General features: G+C 44.7%; 21 protein-coding genes and 1 pseudogene. 16 read left to right on the forward strand and 6 right to left on the reverse strand.

The window, feature by feature from the left end; genetic code table 11:
- Positions 1–8: 8 nt before the first annotated feature.
- The 3 genes from MAMMFC1_RS10380 (at position 9) to glmS (ending at position 5,255) form a co-directional block, all read left to right on the forward strand.
- Entirely contained in the window at positions 9–1,607 is a 1,599-nt protein-coding gene (locus MAMMFC1_RS10380; protein ID WP_126308445.1) for an NAD(P)/FAD-dependent oxidoreductase, read from the forward strand.
- Between the two features lie 62 nt (positions 1,608–1,669).
- A complete protein-coding gene (gene glmM, locus MAMMFC1_RS10385; protein WP_126308446.1) occupies positions 1,670–3,025 on the forward strand; it encodes a phosphoglucosamine mutase in 1,356 nt (451 codons plus the stop codon).
- Positions 3,026–3,422: 397 nt separating this feature from the next.
- Positions 3,423–5,255, forward strand: coding sequence for a glutamine--fructose-6-phosphate transaminase (isomerizing) (gene glmS, locus MAMMFC1_RS10390; RefSeq protein ID WP_126308447.1), 1,833 nt, complete (start codon positions 3,423–3,425; stop codon positions 5,253–5,255).
- Positions 5,256–5,477: 222 nt separating this feature from the next.
- Here the strand turns inward: glmS and tnpB are convergent, their stop codons facing one another.
- Positions 5,478–5,630 carry an IS66 family insertion sequence element accessory protein TnpB gene (tnpB, locus tag MAMMFC1_RS22890; RefSeq protein WP_126310559.1) on the reverse strand — a complete coding sequence of 51 codons (153 nt, stop codon included), beginning with the start codon at positions 5,628–5,630 and terminating at the stop codon, positions 5,478–5,480.
- A 30-nt stretch (positions 5,631–5,660) separates the two neighbouring features.
- Between tnpB and MAMMFC1_RS10400 the strand changes: the two genes are divergently transcribed.
- The 4 genes from MAMMFC1_RS10400 (at position 5,661) to MAMMFC1_RS10415 (ending at position 8,624) form a co-directional block, all read left to right on the forward strand.
- Positions 5,661–5,936: a helix-turn-helix domain-containing protein gene (locus MAMMFC1_RS10400; RefSeq protein WP_126308448.1), complete on the forward strand. Its 276-nt coding sequence runs from the start codon at positions 5,661–5,663 to the stop codon at positions 5,934–5,936.
- Between the two features lie 823 nt (positions 5,937–6,759).
- Positions 6,760–7,809 carry a mechanosensitive ion channel family protein gene (locus tag MAMMFC1_RS10405; protein ID WP_232035766.1) on the forward strand — a complete coding sequence of 350 codons (1,050 nt, stop codon included), beginning with the start codon at positions 6,760–6,762 and terminating at the stop codon, positions 7,807–7,809.
- A gap of 312 nt (positions 7,810–8,121) precedes the next feature.
- Positions 8,122–8,358 (forward strand): type II toxin-antitoxin system Phd/YefM family antitoxin, encoded by a 237-nt coding sequence (locus MAMMFC1_RS10410; protein ID WP_126308449.1) that lies wholly within the window; start codon positions 8,122–8,124, stop codon positions 8,356–8,358.
- Positions 8,359–8,360: 2 nt separating this feature from the next.
- Positions 8,361–8,624, forward strand: a complete 264-nt coding sequence (locus MAMMFC1_RS10415; protein ID WP_126308450.1) for a Txe/YoeB family addiction module toxin — start codon at positions 8,361–8,363, stop codon at positions 8,622–8,624.
- 303 nt (positions 8,625–8,927) lie between these two features.
- On the opposite strand, the gene MAMMFC1_RS10420 is transcribed toward MAMMFC1_RS10415, so the two are convergent.
- The 3 genes from MAMMFC1_RS10420 to MAMMFC1_RS10430 form a co-directional block, all read right to left on the reverse strand.
- A complete protein-coding gene (locus MAMMFC1_RS10420) occupies positions 8,928–9,185 on the reverse strand; it encodes a cupin domain-containing protein (RefSeq protein ID WP_269471875.1) in 258 nt (85 codons plus the stop codon).
- 104 nt (positions 9,186–9,289) lie between these two features.
- A complete protein-coding gene (locus MAMMFC1_RS10425; protein WP_126308452.1) occupies positions 9,290–9,544 on the reverse strand; it encodes a hypothetical protein in 255 nt (84 codons plus the stop codon).
- Between the two features lie 68 nt (positions 9,545–9,612).
- A complete protein-coding gene (locus tag MAMMFC1_RS10430) occupies positions 9,613–9,831 on the reverse strand; it encodes a helix-turn-helix domain-containing protein (protein ID WP_158618725.1) in 219 nt (72 codons plus the stop codon).
- Between the two features lie 191 nt (positions 9,832–10,022).
- Between MAMMFC1_RS10430 and MAMMFC1_RS10435 the strand changes: the two genes are divergently transcribed.
- From MAMMFC1_RS10435 to MAMMFC1_RS10470, 9 genes and pseudogenes are all read left to right on the forward strand, one after another.
- On the forward strand, positions 10,023–10,328 hold the full coding sequence (locus MAMMFC1_RS10435; RefSeq protein ID WP_197723972.1) for a helix-turn-helix domain-containing protein: 306 nt from the start codon (positions 10,023–10,025) through the stop codon (positions 10,326–10,328).
- A gap of 23 nt (positions 10,329–10,351) precedes the next feature.
- Positions 10,352–10,561 (forward strand): hypothetical protein, encoded by a 210-nt coding sequence (locus MAMMFC1_RS10440; protein WP_126308455.1) that lies wholly within the window; start codon positions 10,352–10,354, stop codon positions 10,559–10,561.
- 218 nt (positions 10,562–10,779) lie between these two features.
- Positions 10,780–10,953: an Arc family DNA-binding protein gene (locus MAMMFC1_RS10445; protein WP_126308456.1), complete on the forward strand. Its 174-nt coding sequence runs from the start codon at positions 10,780–10,782 to the stop codon at positions 10,951–10,953.
- Positions 10,954–10,990: 37 nt separating this feature from the next.
- A pseudogene (locus MAMMFC1_RS22350) lies at positions 10,991–11,189 on the forward strand (glutamine--fructose-6-phosphate transaminase (isomerizing)); the annotation flags it as partial.
- Positions 11,190–11,674: 485 nt separating this feature from the next.
- Positions 11,675–12,376 carry a class I SAM-dependent methyltransferase gene (locus tag MAMMFC1_RS10450; RefSeq protein WP_158618726.1) on the forward strand — a complete coding sequence of 234 codons (702 nt, stop codon included), beginning with the start codon at positions 11,675–11,677 and terminating at the stop codon, positions 12,374–12,376.
- Between the two features lie 50 nt (positions 12,377–12,426).
- Positions 12,427–12,840, forward strand: coding sequence for an LmrA/YxaF family transcription factor (locus tag MAMMFC1_RS10455; RefSeq protein WP_158618727.1), 414 nt, complete (start codon positions 12,427–12,429; stop codon positions 12,838–12,840).
- Positions 12,841–12,944: 104 nt separating this feature from the next.
- Complete coding sequence (locus MAMMFC1_RS10460) at positions 12,945–13,574, forward strand: DUF3786 domain-containing protein (RefSeq protein WP_126308459.1); 630 nt, start codon at positions 12,945–12,947, stop codon at positions 13,572–13,574.
- Positions 13,575–14,077: 503 nt separating this feature from the next.
- Positions 14,078–14,500 (forward strand): MarR family winged helix-turn-helix transcriptional regulator, encoded by a 423-nt coding sequence (locus MAMMFC1_RS10465; RefSeq protein ID WP_126308460.1) that lies wholly within the window; start codon positions 14,078–14,080, stop codon positions 14,498–14,500.
- A gap of 95 nt (positions 14,501–14,595) precedes the next feature.
- Positions 14,596–15,996: an MFS transporter gene (locus MAMMFC1_RS10470; protein WP_126308461.1), complete on the forward strand. Its 1,401-nt coding sequence runs from the start codon at positions 14,596–14,598 to the stop codon at positions 15,994–15,996.
- A gap of 467 nt (positions 15,997–16,463) precedes the next feature.
- Here MAMMFC1_RS10470 and MAMMFC1_RS10475 read toward each other — a convergent pair whose 3' ends face one another.
- Both MAMMFC1_RS10475 and MAMMFC1_RS10480 read right to left on the reverse strand, forming a co-directional pair.
- On the reverse strand, positions 16,464–17,012 hold the full coding sequence (locus MAMMFC1_RS10475) for a site-specific integrase (protein ID WP_232035767.1): 549 nt from the start codon (positions 17,010–17,012) through the stop codon (positions 16,464–16,466).
- A 257-nt stretch (positions 17,013–17,269) separates the two neighbouring features.
- The gene (locus MAMMFC1_RS10480) at positions 17,270–18,550 is read right to left on the reverse strand and encodes an IS110 family RNA-guided transposase (RefSeq protein WP_126308463.1); all 1,281 of its coding nucleotides are present in this window, start codon (positions 18,548–18,550) and stop codon (positions 17,270–17,272) included.
- Between the last annotated feature and the right edge of the window lie 302 nt (positions 18,551–18,852).

The raw sequence follows: 18,852 nt of genomic DNA on the forward strand, positions 1-18,852 counted from the left end.
ATAAGTGCGTGCTCAGAGTAACCAACTTCCGCATACCGCTGACTGACGACACACCCATCGACAAATTGGCCGCCAAACGGCTGAAACTTCCCCTGGCGGCCATCGAATCCGTAACTATTGTCCGGCGGGCACTTGACGCCCGCCGAAAAAATAATATCAACTTTGTCTACTCGCTGGAAGTGACGGTAAAGATGCCTGAAGGCCAGGTTCTCTCCCGCCTGTCCGGCGATAAGGACGTGGTTAAAGCCGTACCGGCGGCGTCCGGGGCCATTGAGACCGGGACCAGACCGCTAACCTGCCAGCCGGTAGTCATCGGGGCAGGACCGGCCGGGCTCTTGGCCGCCTATATCCTGGCTCGCCACGGCTATAAACCCTTGCTGTTGGAGCGGGGGCGGGACGTGGACCGACGGACTCAGGACATTACAGCCTTTTGGCGTACCGGCCGGCTTGACGAGACATCCAATGTCCAGTTCGGCGAAGGGGGAGCCGGAACATTTTCCGACGGCAAATTGACAACCAGAGTAAGTGATCCCAAGCTGGGGCAACTGCTTGATCTTCTGGTTGACTGGGGGGCGCCGCCGGAAATCAAATACCTGCATAAACCCCATATTGGTACAGATAAATTAAGAACTATCGTTAAAAATATACGGACCCGGATCAGGGAAATGGGCGGCAAAGTGGAATTTGAAGCCCGGCTTACTGATGTGGCGATAGCTGACGGCCGGCTTACCGGCATTACGGTGAACGACAACAGGCGCATTCCCTGTGATGTGTTATTTCTCGGCATCGGGCACAGTGCCCGTGATACCTACGCCATGCTCTACCGGCGGAAAGTGGCCATGGAAGCAAAGCCTTTCGCCATTGGCGTGCGCATTGAACATCCCCAGGAGCTTATTGATCAGGCCCAGTACGGCCCGGCTGCCGGGCATCCCAAACTGGGGGCCGCCGATTACGCGCTGGTCTATCAGGACCGGTCTTCCGGCCGGGCTGCCTACTCTTTCTGCATGTGTCCGGGAGGAATGGTGGTTGCCGCGGCGTCGGAAACAGGCGGTGTGGTTACCAACGGCATGAGCCTGTACAGACGGGACACCGGTATCGCTAACAGCGCCTTGGTGGTCAACGTCACGCCGGCTGACTTTGGGACGGATATATTAAGCGGTATTGAGTTCCAGCGCCATTATGAACGGCTGGCCTTCGCCGCCGGTGGCGGCGGCTATGCCGCGCCGGTGCAAACGGTAGGTGATTTCCTTGCCGGTAAGTCAGGCGGAACCAACTATCTGGTGCATCCCAGTTACCGGCCGGGAACAACCGCCGTGAACTTACACCGGTGTCTCCCGGCCTGCGTTACCGGCACCTTAGCCGGGGCATTACCCGACTTTGGCCGCAAAATACAAGGCTTCGCCCACCCGGGCGCGGTCCTGACGGGAGTAGAAACCCGGACATCGGCGCCCGTCCGGATCCTTAGAGGCCAAGACTTTATTTCCCAAAATACGCAGGGCCTTTACCCCATTGGCGAAGGGGCAGGCTACGCCGGCGGGATTATGAGCGCCGCCCTTGACGGCATGAATGCCGCTATCGCTTTTATCAAAGCATACAAACCCCTTTAATTCCACCATCATAGAATATTGTATTAATATTGGGTATTGCGAAAGGAGCAGGTAACAATTATATGGGCAGATTATTTGGCACAGATGGCGTACGCGGCGTTGCCAACGCCGAACTGACCCCGGAATTAGCCTTTCATCTAGGCTGGGCGGCGGCTTATTACTTTAGCAAGGAATTCTCCGAAAATCATCCCCCCGTGTTTTATATCGGCCGGGATACCCGGGTTTCCGGTCAAATGCTGGAAGCGGCATTAGCCGCCGGCATTTGTTCGGCCGGCGGGCAAGCTGTTCTTTTAGGCGTTGTGCCAACCCCGGCGGTGGCTTATCTTACCCGTGAGCACGGCGCCCAAGCCGGGGTAGTTATTTCTGCTTCCCACAATCCTTACGCCGATAACGGCATCAAGTTTTTTGCCGGCACCGGCTATAAGTTGCCGGACGCGGTTGAAGGCGAACTGGAAGACCTGGTAATGGTAGATAAGGACGCTATGCAGCGTCCCACAGGCACCCGGGTGGGCTTTATCAGCCAGCGCCATGATATGCTGGGTGAATACATAGATTATGTATTATCCACTATTGATATTGATATCGATTTCCGTAAGCTCAAGGTTGTTGTGGACTGCGCCAACGGGGCGGCTTTCGAAGCGGCTCCCGCCGCTTTCAAACGGCTGGGGGCAAACGTCATTGTGCTTAATAACCGGCCCACTGGGGTCAACATTAATGAAAATTGCGGCTCCACTCACCTTGAGCAGCTGCAGGCTGCCGTCCTGGAGCACAAGGCCGACTTAGGACTGGCCCACGACGGTGACGCCGACCGTTGTCTCGCTGTTGACGAAAATGGGCATGTGGTGGACGGCGATCAGATTATGCTGATTTGCGCCCTTGAACTCATGCAGCAGAAAAAACTGGTCAATGATACTCTCGTCGTCACTGTTATGAGCAACCTGGGGCTGCACCAGGCTATCAAACGGGCCGGCGGCAAAGTAGAGATAACTCCCGTCGGCGACCGTTATGTGCTGGAAGCCATGCTGGAAAAAGGCCTGGTTCTAGGCGGCGAGCAGTCAGGGCACATTATTTTTACTGAGCATAGTACTACCGGCGATGGTCTGCTGACCGCCCTCCAACTTGCGGCGGCGTTGAGGAAAAGCGACAAGGTTATGTCTGAACTGGCAAATGTTATGACCCGGTTTCCGCAACTGCTGGTCAACGTGCGGGTGGCTGCCAAAGAGGGCTGGCAGGGCAACGCCGCCATCCAGGCAGCCATCAAAGCCGGTGAAGCTGAACTGGGTGAAAACGGCCGCATTCTGGTGCGTCCTTCCGGTACCGAACCGCTGATTCGCGTAATGGCGGAAGGCCCGTCTCAGGCCGACCTTGACCGGATTGTTCATAAAATCGCCGCCGTCATCAAAGAGCAGCAAGGCTAAGTTTTGACAAAATTAGGACAATTGACATATTATGTAAGGTAGGATAAAATTAAGTATGTTATACGGAAGGAGCACTACCCGGTGCTCCTTTGCATATGTATGACCATAAGGGGGGTGGGAATGAAGCGGAAAACACGAAAAGTGCGATTAGGATAAGAATATTGGGATTGACAAAAACTATATTGGAAAGTAGCGCTGGTGCCGGATCTGATAATAGATCCGAGCAGACGAGGAAGAGGTTCATCGAGCAGTCAGCGGATGCCTCTCGGCCCGGCCTGTGGTCGTCAGCCTGCCGACAAAACCGCAAGGCGACTTGCGGCACAAAACGGCGGTAGCAGGGAGTCACGGGATAAGTCTGTCCCGGCATTCAAATTTGACTTTAGGAGGATTTTCATATATGTGTGGCATTGTGGGCTATATTGGTGCTAACCAGGCTGCTTCCTTCCTGCTGGAAGGTCTGAGCAAGCTGGAATACCGGGGCTATGATTCCGCCGGTATTGCCGTCTTCGACGGCGAAAAAATTAATGTGGCGAAAAGCGTGGGACGTCTCAATGCTCTTCAGAAGAAGGTAGAACTTGAGCCGCTTCAGGGTCACATCGGTATCGGTCACACCCGCTGGGCCACTCACGGCCGTCCGTCCGACGCCAACGCCCATCCCCATACCGACTGCACCGGCAAGTTCGTTGTCGTGCATAACGGCATTGTGGAAAATTACCTGCATCTTAAGGAAAAGCTGGCGGCCAAAGGTCACAAATTCACATCGGAAACAGACACCGAAGTGGTGGCTCACCTGGTGGAAGAATACTACAACGGCGACTTTGAAGCCACCGTCCAAAAAGTCCTGTCCACCATCGAAGGCTCCTACGCCCTGGTTTTCTTAAGTGAACGCGACCCGGACAAAATTATTTGCAGCAAGCAGGATAACCCGCTGGTTATCGGCCTGGGAGACGGGGAGAACTATATCGCTTCCGACATTCCCGCCATCATCAGCCGCACCCGCAAGACCTATATCCTCAGCGACGGTGAGATGGCGGTTGTCACGAAAGATTCCGTGCAGGTGCTGAACTACCGCCGCAGCGTGCCTGTCGCCAAGAAAATTTTCGAGGTGAATTGGGATGCCGAAGCAGCCGAAAGAGGCGGCTACGAGCATTTCATGATCAAAGAGATCTACGAGCAGCCCAAGGCCATCCGGGAGACCATGACCGGGCGGCTTGCCAAGGACGACAGCGGCGTAATCTTCGACGAACTCAACTGGACCAAGGAATATGTGGCTTCCATCCGCAAGGTTGCCATCGTCGCCTGCGGTACCGCCTACCACGCCGGCATGGTGGGCAAATATCTCATCGAGAAACTGACCCGTATCCCGGTGGAAGTGGACGTAGCTTCCGAATTTCGCTACCGTTCCCCTCTCGTCGATGAGCATACCCTCACCGTCATCATCAGCCAGTCGGGCGAGACCCTGGACACCTTGGCCGGGCTCAAGGAAGCCAAAAAACAAGGCTCCCGCGTCCTGGCAGTGACCAACGTTGTCGGCTCCTCCATCGCCCGCGAAGCCGACCACGTCATCTACACCTGGGCCGGTCCCGAAATCGCCGTCGCTTCTACCAAGGCCTATACCACCCAACTGATAGTCATGGCCCTCCTGTCCGTCTATATGGGAGGATTGAAAGGGACTATCCCCCCGGAAACCAGCAAGGAACTTTGCCATGGCCTCAAGAACCTGCCTGCCCAGGCCCACGAACTGCTGGAAGACGTGGAGGCCATCAAGACCTTCGCTGAACAATACGGCTTCAACGAAGACGTCTTCTTCATCGGCCGCTCCCTGGACTACGCCGTAGCCCTGGAAGGCTCGCTGAAGCTGAAGGAGATCTCCTATATCCACGCCGAGGCCTACTCAGCCGGTGAGCTGAAGCACGGCACATTAGCCCTGATCATCGAAGGCATACCCGTTATTGCGCTGGCTACCCAGCTGGATGTGTACGAGAAGATGCTGAGCAATATTAAGGAAGTAAAGGCGCGGGATGCTGTGGTTATCGGTATCGGGTTCAAGGGTGACACCGAGATTGACAAGTATGTGGATCATACCATTTTCATTCCGGCTACCAATAAGTATCTGACGCCGATTCTGTCGGTTATTCCCCTCCAATTGCTGGCTTATTATGCGGCAGTGACCAGGGGTTGTGACGTGGATAAGCCGAGGAATTTGGCGAAGAGTGTGACTGTGGAGTAAGGAAGGGTAACGTTAAATCGCCTGTCAGCGTGTGCTGGCAGGCGATTTGTTTTGGGCGAAAGTAAACTTGTCGGCGGGTGAGCGCCAATACCAGGTCTTAGCCAACGCTCCACCGTGTTACTTGACTTCCGCTTATGGCTAAGACCCGGTATTGGCTGGGTTAGGGTAAGTGGTGTGAGTCTTATCCCCCCAATGAATGTTGTTATTTCAAGGTTAGTAAGTCTATTGAGCGTTTAAGATTAGCTGGGGAGAAACCGTGTCATTGGGCCACTGGAACATTACGCTTTCCAGTCGTTTATAAAGAAGAACAAAGCCATCACCTTCCCAGTAAAGTGCCTTCAATCGATCACGCCGTCGGTCGCAGAATAAAAACAGATCGTTCTGGAATGGGTTTAGCTGGAAGTTGTGCTTAACGAAGAAATACGGATATCAAAGCAACAACTGACCCGCCTTGTCGACAATCTGCTTTTGCAAGGAATTGCCAAAAGAGAATTTGATAACCTGGATCGGCGGATAATTAAAATAAGCCTTACCGAGGCGGGGCTAGTCCTGCTTGCGAACATAGAAAAAGAAGCCCGCGAAGGGCTGGCTGCTAGACTGGAAGCATTCGATGACAAAAAAATGGTAGAGTTAAATGATGCTGTGGACAGGCTATCTCATCTACTTCGAGAGCTGTCTTAGTGGGTAATGTCAGGTTTAGTAATTGGTAACAAATCTGTAACATTGGTATGATAAACTGACCCTAGCAGACTATAGCAAGGTGAATGATTATGTGGGAAACGGTCGATATAGCCCAAGAAAGCTGTGCGCACCGGCCAAAAACAGTTTTGATCAAACATGAGAGAGAGCCGATATACGGTAAGAACAGCCGCCTTATCGGTTATGAATATCGATTAATATGTTTAAGTGCCGATCAGGAAAGCACAGATTGTCTTCTTTGTGAAAAATGCTTGCGGCGGTATTGTGAAGTGAAATAACTAGTATGACATGGAGATAAAGTGATTTTAAGGATTTTAGAGAGACATTAGGGGACGGTCCTTTTCTGGCATCAAAAGCAGCAATAATATTCTAAGTAATACAATTTCAGGTATTTGCCTGGATAACTCGTCAATTTTATTGTCAATGGCTTTAATTTGAGCATCTAGAAACTGCACTGTGTTCGCGTGCAATTGAACAGTAGCAAAATTGGCCGCCAGCGGAATACCGATAACCTCCATATACGGGAGACACTCAATAAGGCTTCATATTTCTTCTGTCCATAGAGTTTGCCTTGTCGCGGCAGAGGTTCTAACATAGTCACTATCGCCTCGCGATTATCTTTCTTTGACCATTCTGCCGGCGACGGAAACTTGCTTAGTAGAGTTAGTGCTGTTAAGGATGTTGGTTGTAAGACTTTAGGAAACAAGGGAACTAAGGATAATGAAAACGATCAATGGCAGGGAAAAAAGGGGTAGTTAACAAAATAATATCTATTACATAAAATGAATTTTTACGGGAGGAAACAATGCTTGAATTTTTCACTGAAATAGGAAACAGAATCATAAACGGCAGCTTCGAAACGCATTTGGTGGTTTACTTCATTTGTTTAGCGTTAGGCATCATCATACTGCGGTTGGTATTTTCCAAACTGCTCAAAATAATCGCAAGATTAACCAATATCTCTTATTTCCTGCTGCAGCAAACATTTAGGGGAATACCTACGCTGTTGGGCATTCTCATTGGCCTATACGCTGCAATGGAAATCCTGACAATTCCGCCGCGGCCGCTACTATTTCTCCAAAGGTTGTTCCACTCTCTTGTCATTCTGTCCCTGACCCTCATGGTCGCGCATCTGTGCTCCGGTTATCTTAAGTATAAGCTCGGAAAAACATCCGAAAACTTCGCTTCCACTTCGATCTTAATCACAACAATCGACCTGACCGTTTACGCTATTGGCATATTGGTTTTGCTTGAATCTTTCGGAGTTTCGATCTCTCCGTTGATCACAGCTTTGGGCGTTGGCGGCTTGGCTACCGCTTTGGCGCTGCAGGACACTTTGGCGAATTTAATTTCCGGCATTAATATTTTGGTGTCCAAACAAATCAAGATGGGTGACTTCGTTAAACTGTCAACCGGCGAAGAAGGTCATGTAGTGGATATGAACTGGCGTAATACCACAATAAAGTCTCCCTCTGAGAATATGGTGGTCGTACCCAACCAAAAAATTGCTTCATCTATAATCACCAATTATGCACAACCGTTTGCCGAATGTTCCGTCGCCATTCTCATAGGAGTAAGTTATGAAAGTGATATGGATTATGTGGAAAAAGTTACCGTCGCGGTCGCCAAAGAAATTCTTCAAGAAACCGCGGGAGGTGTTAAAAGTTTTGAGCCGTTGGTCCGGTACTTTAGTTTCGCCGAGTCCAGCATTAACTTCAATGTTATCCTGCGAGTAAAGAACGTAACAGACCAGCACCTGATCCGCCATGAATTCATGAAGAGACTTCATGCCCGTTACCAACAGGAAGGAATAATAATTCCGTTCCCGCCAGAACGGTCAATTCGGAGCAAGTAACGCCACTGGTGGAATCACGCCAACGGTAAACTGTAGGTGGTCTTTGCTATTTATCCTAGAAGATTTCACCGGAAAATCTCCACTCGTAATTATACTCCATCTATTGTGTAACTCCCGCCATGAGCGGAAATTATTTCATAATAAAATCCGCTAATTGGCATAAAAATTGCATTCGCGCAAGATCTTAATGAAAAAAAACTACCGGGAATCTTTTTTCGACAACGTTGGTACATAATTATTGACGTACATAATTATGTACGTTATAATTATATTAAGCGTACATTATCCAGTACATTAAGGGGAGGTTTAAATATGTCAGTAATGAATGCCACAACGGCAAGAAATAATTTTTTTAAGGTCTTGGAAGAGGTTATTGCAACTCATGAGCCTATTTGCATAACTGGGAAAACCGGCAACGTAGTAATGATATCTGAAGAAGACTGGACAGCTATTCAGGAAACCTTATATTTAATTAATATACCGGGGATGAAAGAAAAAATAATTAAAGGTCTTAATACTCCGCTGGATGAATGTGTAGAGGATAACTAATAATGGATGAGCCGTGGAAAATTCTCTATACCAAAGATGCTTTAAAAGATAAGAGAAAGGCTTATAAGGCCGGTTTCCAGGATAAGATAGAACGTCTCTTGTCTCTACTTAAAGAAAACCCTTATACTCCACCGTATGAAAAACTTGTCGGTAATTTTTCTGGTGCATATTCGAGACGTATTAACATTCAACACCGTCTTGTATATTCAGTACATGAAACTGAAAAAGTTGTAAAAATAATTAGTATGTGGCACCATTATGAATAATTGTCGATGGTGTATAACCGGAAAATATTATGAACATATACTTTTCTAATCACTCTGACATTGGTTGGAACCCATCCTCCGTAGATACCGGCACTATAAAAATTGTTTTACTGCGGGTATGTATTTGGCTGATTGTGCATGATATAATCATAAAAGTAAAAAGTATCTTTCTTGGATTGTTTGGTTTGGCGATTAAACAATACCACAAAAAGAGATACTTTTTACTTTTTTTATAATATTTTTTTAGCCATCGCGCTAAGCGATTTCGTTCTTCGTATAGTTAAGAGCCCGTCCATTCTGAAATTATAGTGAGAATACCACTACGAGCAGCATTTTAAACTGCGCCGCTGCCTCAACCGCGTGCGGTATGCCGGCAGGCATAACAACGCTCTGCCCAGCTTCCAGGGCATATGCTTTACCACCGATGGTAATGGATGCGCTGCCATCCAAAATATACACCAACGCATCGCCGTGAGATTCGTGCGTGCTGATTTCTTCACCCTTGTCAAACGCGAATAGTGTTATGCTTACAATGAGTCGAGGGACGGTTCGGTGACTCATCGACATTTGTATTTGGGGACATTGCGGGGACATCGAATCATAGCTGCGTTATTTGCATTTGTTTAGAACTTATAATGCAAGTCGGATCCATGAATTCCCAAAACTTAATCTTTATGTACCACTGTAAAATCTTTGCTTTGATCTGAGTGACAATTAAATTGCGCAATAATCTTTTTTATTCCTAGCTCTAAATAGTAAACCCCCATACCTTTTGCCAGTTCAGCAGTATTTCCTGTTTGAAAACAAAATATCATAGCAAGCTCCAAAATATTCTGGGGAGTATATTCACCCAACAGATCATGTTGATGGCGGGCGTAATCATAGCCTATTTGAAAATCGCTTAGATGTTGTTTGGACACGATTCTCTCCTCCCGTCCGTTACCCATTTTGGTAGTAGCAGGTTGGTAATTTAAAAGTTCGGTGATACTTACAACTGAGGTAGCTTAGTAGATTGATCATCTAGAAGTTCAGTTACGTTGACTCCCAGAACTGTGGCGATTTTCTCCAGAAGACTAAAGGAGGGTGTTTCACGGTTATTTTCAACAGCGGATAAATGTTCCCGTGAAATTCCTACTTTGGCGGCTAAGTCCGCCTGTTTTATTTGTTTGTTTCGCCGTATAACCCCAACTTTAAATGCTGTTTTCACAGTTGCCACCTCCATGAATATATTGTAAGTTTACATACTACGTCTTGCAACATTAATGTAAGTTAAAATATTACATTAATTGACTTTTTTTTAGGTAAATTCATTGATTGTCAGCCTATATCTTGACCTTGTAAAATATTTCATGTACCATTAATGTAAGGTTATATATTACATTACTAAGGATGGTCACATTGAATATTGGTGGACGCATTAGAGAAATAAGAAAACAGTCTGGCCTGAAAATAAACCAATTAGCAGAAACAGTTGGTATTGACCGAGTGTATTTGAGTGATATAGAGCGGGGGAAAAGTACACCATCATTAAAAACTTTGGAAGCCATTTGTACGGCGTTAAATATTTCCCTTTCCGATTTCTTTGCTGAGCAAGGTCAGGAGCTAGACCCGGAAATTCGCCGACTTGTGGATACCGTTAAGAAACTAACGCCTGAGCAAAGAGAGTATCTTCAAAAATTGTTAGAAACAATAAGCAATAATTGATGTTTACGTGTGGAAATAAGGACATGGAAGCAGGGTATGGTTTTGAACCACTAAAAAACCCCTGTTTTTATCTTGCAATAACAATTAAAAAGAGCAAAAAATTACGCAACAAGGATGGTTCCTTCGGATATTCAAAAGAAGGAAGCAGAGGGGAGTCACTTATTGTAGCATCTAATAAAAATTGGCTGGAGGGAGAATTTTTTTTCGCAGGAAGCTTCGGGGTTAGACATTGACTTTTGATTTAACTTTTTTCCTACTTGACATAGTATTGAATGAAATTGCTTTTCGGCAGGTGAATTCGAGGTGAATTCACCTGCCGTTATTATAAATGGGATGAATTGGGAATGTCAATATAGAAATGAATTAATTATGATGTCACCGTGCATGTATATTTAGTGCATTCATATTGGTAGAATAATGACAGCATGTATAGGTAGGGGATGATAATAAAATGCCTTCAACTCTTCCACCTTTCTCACTTCGAATTCCCGAAAAGTTGCTGAATAAAATACGTTTTATCGCGGAACAAAACAAACGGTCAACCAACAAGGAAATCGAGTTTATTATTGAACAGTATGTAGCTGAGTACGAAAGAAAATGTGGCCAAATTAAAATTGATGAATGAGAATAGATAGAGTCGAGGGACCGTTCTTCGCCTCATTTCTGTGTTTATTGGTATTGAGGGTGACACTGAGATTAACAAATATGTGGATCATACTATTTTCATTCTGGCTACCAATAGTATCTGACGCCGATTCTGGCGGTTATTCCGTTACAATTGCTGGCGTATTATGCGGCAGTGACCAAGGTTGTGATGTGGATAAGCCGAGGAATTTGGCGAAGAGTGTGACTGTGGAGTAAGGAAGGGAAGGGTTAACGTTAAATCGCCTGTCAGCGTGTGCTGGCAGGCGATTCTTGTATAGCACTGAAAGTAAACTTGTCGGCGGTAGGCGCCAATACCGGGTCTTAGCCAACGCTCCACCGTGTTACTTGACTTCCGCTTATGGCTAAGACCCGGTATTGGCTGGGTTAGGGTAAGTGGTGTGAGTCTTATCCCCCCAATGAATGTTGTTATTTCAAGGTTAGTAAGTCTATTGAGCGTTTAAGATTAGCTGGGGAGAAACCGTGTCATTGGTAAAACAGCTAAAAAAGCTCCTGGCCAATTTCGTGTGGATTTGGCAGGAGTTTTGTATGCTTATGGGAAATAAGTGATAAATGAATTTAGGAAGAGGAAGAAATATCGCCCACCATAAAAAAGCATTAAAGTAGTATTTTAATCAATTATATTTGGAATAACATTTACAATGAAATCCATCCATTCATATTATCTATTTAAAGGAGTACTTATGATTATTGATCGTTCTCTAAATTATGGTAGGAATCACGTTCGAGAATTTTTACAATTGTCAGTTCCATTTAAAACTGTTGTAGATTTCGGTGCTGGTCTTGGAAGCGATTTAGATATCGCGCGAGAACTGAATGCTTCTGCAGAATTATATGCAGTTGAATTGTATAAACCATATATTGATCATTTATTGAGTAGACATATTCGAGTAATAGAAAACAACATAGAACGGGACGAAATATATTTACCCACCGAATCAACGAATGTCGTTATTGCCAATCAGATTCTGGAGCATACTAAGGAACTTTTTTGGATCTTTCACGAAATGTCGCGTATTCTTACTGTTAATGGGTACCTGATCATTGGAGTTCCTAATTTGGCGTCTTTGCACAATAGGTTGTTATTATTTGCTGGAAAACACCCAACTTCTATTAAAGCAAATTCAGCACACATACGAGGATTTACAAAAGAAGACTTATTATACTTTATCGAAGAATGTTTTCCTGGCGGTTACAAACTAGAAGCATTTAGGGGCAGTAATTTTTATCCTTTTCCTTCATTTATTGCTAGACAACTGGCAAGTATAATACCTAATATGGCATGGGGAATTTTCTTTTTATTTAAGAAGCAAAAACATTATAAGAACGAATTTGTAGAGTATCCTATAAAACACCAATTAGAAACTAATTTTTATTTAGGTTGATCAACATGAGTCAAGGGTCGTTCTATTTTTATTTCGCAAGTAAAAAAGAGTTGGCTAAGGAAGTCGCTAATTACTACAGCAGAATTAAAATATCCGAAATTTCAAAAGCTGCAGAAGGCAGAACATGGGAAGATTTTATTGAGAAACTGATGGGAGATATCATAAAAAGAGCGAAACAGAAAAAAAGTTTTGGCTGTCCGTTAGCTGTTTTAGGCATGGAAATTGCCTTTTTGGAGCCGGATATCGCGGATAAATATTATGAATCAATAAAAAAAGTTGTGGGCATATTTGCTGATGTTTTCAAAAGATCCGGGATAGCTGAGGAAAAAGCAGTTCTAATTGCTGATCATGTCCTGGCCATATATGAAGGATATCTGTTATTTTACAGAATAAGCAAAAATATTGATGAATTGGAGAAGCTCCGAAGAGACCTGAAAGCAATTACGGCAAGTCTCCCGCTATAATATTGGTTTGAAATTGAGGGAACTATGAATTCCTGGATCATCAAAAAATGTTTTCGTCTTGATGGAACACGGTGCATTTTAATCAAAATAGAAAGGAGTATCTTATGGGTAGCGGCTATGAACAAATTTATGAAGGCCTCATTCCTAAATTGAGCAAATGCGATTTTTTTGAAATCGCCGAACGCCTTGGCCTATCACTTCAGCCGGACGGTACCTTATCTGTCCAGTTTCTTGGCCGGGAATATGGGATTAGTTCCCACGGTATTAATCCGACGGATGGTAAGTCGGTTAATGTCAACAATCGCAGTGTGCTGGCTTACTACACATTGTCTCAAGGCATGGGTGAACCTGAATTTTCGTATGTGCCGATTTCTTATCATACCGGTCCGGGGATAACATTCAGCAGCAATATAAAATGGATGACCGACCCGCTCGGTAAAGCATTTAGTGAAAATTATGAAGCATTTAGAGAAACTATGGGCAAATTAGGCGGGGTTTTTAACGGCAAGATGAAATCGGGTGGCTATTCATGGCTGTTGAACGTATTGCCGAAAATCCCCCTGCAAATCATTTATCAGGATGGCGATGATGAATTTCCCTGCGAAGTTCAGATTTTGTTTGATAAAAATGCTTCACTATTTTTGGAATTTGAATGTCTGGCTTTTTTAGAGGGCTGCCTCGTAAGAGCGATGCTTATGACTGCCCGAACGGGAGACACAACCGGATGGGTGTAAACTTCGCTGTAAATAAAAGAAGCGTATTATGCGGCAGTGACCAGGGGTTGTGATGTGGATAAGCCGAGGGATTTGGCGGAGAGTGTGACTGTGAAGTAAGGAAGGGTAACGTTAAATCGCCTGTCAGCGTGTGCTGGCAGGCAATTTTTGTATGGCTGAAAGTAAACTTGTCGGCGGTAGGCGCCAATACCGGGTCTTAGCCAACGCTCCACCATGTTACTTGACTTCCGCTTATGGCTAAGACCCGGTATTGGCTGGGGTGGAGGCAAGAAGTGTGATTGATGTATATTTCGGGCAAAACTGACAACAGCCAGATAATCAAATGTTGTAGAGGGTCCCTACCAATAAATTTGTGTTATTTTTCTTTTAAAAGGCATATAATTAATTTGTTCGGAAACAAATTAATTATATGCCTTTTGGCTAGTAAAAGCCTTTAAACAGTGGATAAAACCGGGGAGTAGCCGGTGTTCTATAAACGTACTTTGCATTAATGGAGGTAGTACATGAAACCTTATCACTTGGGGCATCGCATTAATATTTTAGGACGGGTACTTTCGAAGAGACTACACGAAGGAATCTCCGCAACAGGAATTACGAGTAGTCAATGGCCTGTTATTGCCCGCCTCTTATATTGTAATGGATTAACACAAACAGAAATTTGTGAGCAATTATCTATAGAAGCTCCTGCTATTTCTAAAACAATTTGCAACCTGGAAGCAGCGGGGTGGGTTATACGGAGCACAGATGATAAGGATAAACGTGAAAAAAAGGTGACTCTTACTGATAAGGCTAGATCGCATCTTCCTATCTGGCTCCAAACTGTTATCGATTTGGAAACTCAAGAACTTAAAGGTATCTCAAATGAAGATCTCGTGATCTTTAATCGTGTCCTTGAACAAATATTACAAAATTCCAAAGATCATTAAATTGAATTCTAACCGGAATTTTAGATTGTATATTTGCCTACTTTCGCCTATTTAAGCAGTACAGGATATTTTGGGACAAAAAAGGGGCTGAGAAAATGGTTCAATTAGATAATCCCGAATTACGTAAGTGGATGATTTTGTCAGTCAGCTGTGTAGCCGTATTTATGACGACCCTTGATGCCAGTATTGTTAACATTGCGCTCCCTTCCATTACACAATTTTACAATGCGCCTTTATCCAGTGTTGAATGGGTTGTAATGGTTTATCTGCTCCTGATAAGCAGCATGTTGCTCACATATGGGCGAGCGGGTGATATGTACGGGCATCGACCGATATTTGTGATTGGATTTGGCATTTTTACAGTGGCTTCAATTTTTAACAGTATAGCACCGACGATTGGTTATCTTATTGCCGCAAGAGCACTGCAGGCTATCGGTGGCGGCATGGTGTTGGCGGTGGTTCAAGCGATTATTGCCGCTACTTTTGGCCCGCAAGAACGCGGCAAGGCCATAGGTATTTCCTTGACTTTTGTGTCATTGGGTCTTGCTACCGGTCCTTCGTTGGGAGGACTTTTGGTAAGCTACTTTGGTTGGCAATCTATCTTTGTCATTAATATACCTGTCGGATTTATCGGCTGTATCTTGGCTTATCAGATACTGCCTGGTTCTAAGACCAGTGGGCAAAAGTTTGATGTCGCCGGGGCGGCGGCACTTTTTGTTGCCCTTACGACGTTTTTGCTCGCCATGAGCCACGGCCAGGCATGGGGCTGGACTTCGAATATTATCCTCGGATTACTGGCGGTGACGGTAATATTTTTTACCGTGTTTATTCTAACTGAACTGAAAAGCGCTGCACCGATGATTCAGATATCGATGTTCAACGACCGTTTTTTTGCCGCCTCAAATATGGCAGCGTTAATCAACTATCTAGCTCAGTATACCCTGACTTTCCTCTTGCCCTTTTACTTAATTTCGCAGATGAATTTGCCTATTAGTACTGCTGGTTGTATTATCAGTGCTTTTCCGGTAGCGATGATGATTTCTTCACCAAAAGCAGGCGCAATGTCGGATAAATTGGGCTTCAGGGTATTGACGGTAGCTGGCATGGCCTTTGTCGGCACAGGGATGCTAATTGTCGGTTTGGTTGCTCTCAATCCGCGGATTCCTTTTATCGTTCTAGGTATGGTCTTTGTCGGTCTGGGGTCAGGAATATTTCAGTCACCAAACAATAACTCAATAATGAGCGCTGTTCCCAAAAGCCATATGGGGGTTGCATCAGGAATGATTGCCACCATGCGTAATGTCGGTCAGGTTATGGGCGTGGCGGTCAGCGGGGCGGTGTTCGCCAATCAGATGGTAACCTATCAAAATCTTTCTCATCCGGCGATGTATGCCATGAGAGATACATTTTTTGTAGCAGCATGCATAGCCTATTTCGGGGCTATAATCTCCCTGGTACGGGGTAAAAAATCGCACCTTAAAGATGATATTATGTAATAAACGTTTAGTTCGGGATTTCTCGGAGATATAAGACCAGGGCGATGGGAGATTCATATGGCTATATAAAAAAAAGAAGGCCTCGTTTAGCCTTCTTTTTTTTGGTGGGCCCAGCATGGGCGATTACTTGTTGGTGAAAGTCCAATACGGGGGCTGATAGCGCCAACCCTTCGGATCATATGTTCATGTATACGCTGCAAGCGGGTGTACCGCTCCTTTACATCCGTGACTTTCTCGGCCATTCTAAAATTTCAACCACCGAAATTTGTGCAAGATGTAATTTGTAGATATAAGCAATATATATAAGGTAACACACTCTACTTATGTTACTTTGCTAACTATTTCCATAGAAGTAAAGTTCGCCCTTTTTTCATTTTTTCCTCTTTTTCGACATAATTTTTATTGAAATTCGATATTTTTTTCAATTTTGGGCTTCAAGCCTTATAAAAGTGATAAAGATAACAACTTCATAAATTTAAATTAATATAGACATTATCTAATTCTTCTTTTGTTATCCCTAAGTAAGCCAACGTTACACTGGGAGCTGAGTGATTAAGTAATTTCTGAATTTTAGTCACGTCCACTCCGTTTTTATATGCCCAATAGCCGAAGGTTTTGCGTAATGTATGAGTTCCGATGGCATCCTTAATATTTATGGAACGCGCCGCACGATTGATAATTCGATAGGCTTGTATGCGGCTGATGGGGCGATCGCCTTTTTTGCTTTTAAACAACCAATTGCTTTGATGGTCAATATTGGCGAGATACTGCTGAATCGCCTTTTTGCAGGTGTCCGAAAGGGGAAAATCCTTGGTTTTTCCAGTCTTCTTTTCCCGGAGTACAATTCTGTCTTTTTCTCTCACGTCATTGATTTTCAAGGATAATAAATCGGAAATTCGTAAACCGCTGTTGATGCCTAAAACAAAAAGAAGGTAATCGCGTAAATTTTTGCCCGCTAAGTACTTTTTGATAGCATCGATCTGTTTTTTGTTTCGGATCGGCTCCACATACTCCACTTTGATCACATCTCCCTAAAGTAACATATTATCCATTAAAGTATATAATATGTTGCAAAAAGCTGGCAAAACGCAAGTATCACCTTTTTGTGCAAAGTAACATAAGTAGAGTATGTTACCTTAGATCATTCTGTTGCGAGCAATCTGGTAATATGTCAAGCTCATAAAAAATAAATATCGTAAGCAATGCGCCAAAAAAGGGTAAATCTAATAAGCTCTTTCCTCAAGAAGGAGAAAAAGTTAAAAAATGGAAATCATTAAATTTGGCTTACTCTACTTTTAGAGTAAAGCTGATGGTTGGCCAGCAATCCAAAAATCAGCCGGATAAATTTACGAGCAGTAAGTGCGAGTGCGCGTTTATGCTGATGAGTTTTAACTTCATCGTATTTCTTGTGGTAAAAAACTGCGTATTCCGGTATATGGTTCTTAACATGACTGGCAGCTTCAATTAGATAGTATCTTAAGTAGGAATTGCCAGCTTTTGAAAGAACGGTGTCGTCAGCCCTAAAATTGCCGGATTGATTTTCACGCCAAACAAGACCGGCATATTTAGCAAGAGCACTGTGCGAGTTAAAGGCGTCGATGGAGCCAATCTCCGCAATGATGCCGACAGCGTAAACCGGGCCGATGCCAGGAATGGACAAGAGAGAGTGATAAGCATTTGGGTCAAGCCCCTTGAGGTTTTTTTCAATTGCCTTATTAATGGCCTTTATTTCGGACTCATAAGCGGAAATAAGGTTGAAAGATGAGGCGATAGAGAGGGTTAAAGGTTCATATAGGCATTTATCCAATCGGTAAGAATTGCGAGCTGCCTGCTGAAGTAAAGAGGCTGTATGGCCAGGATTTACAAACCGGTTTTTACCTTTTTGGCCAATATGATCAATCAGTGCTTGCAGCGGCATATTGGCAATGTCCTCGGTAGAGAGGAAGTCGGTTAAAACCGAAGAGGCCGTAGCACCGTAATGGTCGGAAAACGGCTGCTGATCTTCGTCGAGCATAGAAAGTTCACTGAATTTAAGAAATATATTCGAGAGCATATAGGTTTTCTCGCGAGTAAGCGAAGCGGCGATATGTAAACGATGGCGGGTCAGGCGTTGCAGAGCAAGAAACTGGCTGCCGCGCCAAGGCGCAGTAGTAATTCGGCCGACTCTGGCAAAATCAGCGATTACAAAAGCGTCAACAGCATCGTTTTTCCCTAAGTCGATGTACGATTTTTTGTAATTGGCAATCATCTTGGGGTTCAAACAATAAACGTGAGTATGAAATGGCATTAACAGCTCACAGGAAGACAAATAATTGGCGATATGAATTCCGTAGAAAGATGTGGACTCCAAAGCAAGCATCAGCTTGTTGATGTCACGGTTTCCATAAAGGAAGGCATGAAGTTTTTCGGCCATTTCAATGGCTCCCGGGTGATTGTTCGGTACAGAAAACCGCAGAAGTTTCTGTGCTTCGTAATCAATAGCACAGACGACATTTTCTCGGGAACTTACGTCAATCCCCACAAATAAAGTAGAAAGAAGATCCGCCTTCTTCATAAAACTTCACCTCCTTTTTGGCAAAAAATAGGGAAGATAGAAAGGAATACCCTGATCTTACTCACTGACCGCACCCTCGCATAATCAGCATTCATCTGTGAAAGCAGCTTGCTGGAAAGCTTTCGCCCAGAGACGCAACATCTGTGTTAGCGGTATTGGATGAATAAGGCAGGCGTCACGCTTTATAAGCAATAACCAAAAGGTTTTGCAGGAGAGATCAGACGTTACCTTTGCTAAATTCTCTTACGAATATTTTAGCATCAGGGGATTCAAATCCGGGTAGTAAAAAATAAAATAAGCTT

This window comes from Methylomusa anaerophila, assembly GCF_003966895.1.
Classification (GTDB): Bacteria; Bacillota; Negativicutes; order Sporomusales; family Sporomusaceae; genus Methylomusa; species Methylomusa anaerophila.

Bases quoted from the DNA above. Each gene is read 5' to 3' on its own strand.
- glmM (WP_126308446.1), top strand. From the start codon at position 1,670: ATGGGCAGATTATTTGGCACAGATGGCGTACGCGGCGTTGCCAACGCC.
- glmS (WP_126308447.1), top strand. From the start codon at position 3,423: ATGTGTGGCATTGTGGGCTATATTGGTGCTAACCAGGCTGCTTCCTTC.
- MAMMFC1_RS10405 (WP_232035766.1), top strand. From the start codon at position 6,760: ATGCTTGAATTTTTCACTGAAATAGGAAACAGAATCATAAACGGCAGC.
- MAMMFC1_RS10410 (WP_126308449.1), top strand. From the start codon at position 8,122: ATGTCAGTAATGAATGCCACAACGGCAAGAAATAATTTTTTTAAGGTC.
- MAMMFC1_RS10415 (WP_126308450.1), top strand. From the start codon at position 8,361: ATGGATGAGCCGTGGAAAATTCTCTATACCAAAGATGCTTTAAAAGAT.
- MAMMFC1_RS10420 (WP_269471875.1), bottom strand. From the start codon at position 9,185: ATGAGTCACCGAACCGTCCCTCGACTCATTGTAAGCATAACACTATTC.
- MAMMFC1_RS10440 (WP_126308455.1), top strand. From the start codon at position 10,352: ATGGAAGCAGGGTATGGTTTTGAACCACTAAAAAACCCCTGTTTTTAT.
- MAMMFC1_RS10445 (WP_126308456.1), top strand. From the start codon at position 10,780: ATGCCTTCAACTCTTCCACCTTTCTCACTTCGAATTCCCGAAAAGTTG.
- MAMMFC1_RS10450 (WP_158618726.1), top strand. From the start codon at position 11,675: ATGATTATTGATCGTTCTCTAAATTATGGTAGGAATCACGTTCGAGAA.
- MAMMFC1_RS10460 (WP_126308459.1), top strand. From the start codon at position 12,945: ATGGGTAGCGGCTATGAACAAATTTATGAAGGCCTCATTCCTAAATTG.
- MAMMFC1_RS10465 (WP_126308460.1), top strand. From the start codon at position 14,078: ATGAAACCTTATCACTTGGGGCATCGCATTAATATTTTAGGACGGGTA.
- MAMMFC1_RS10470 (WP_126308461.1), top strand. From the start codon at position 14,596: ATGGTTCAATTAGATAATCCCGAATTACGTAAGTGGATGATTTTGTCA.
- MAMMFC1_RS10480 (WP_126308463.1), bottom strand. From the start codon at position 18,550: ATGAAGAAGGCGGATCTTCTTTCTACTTTATTTGTGGGGATTGACGTA.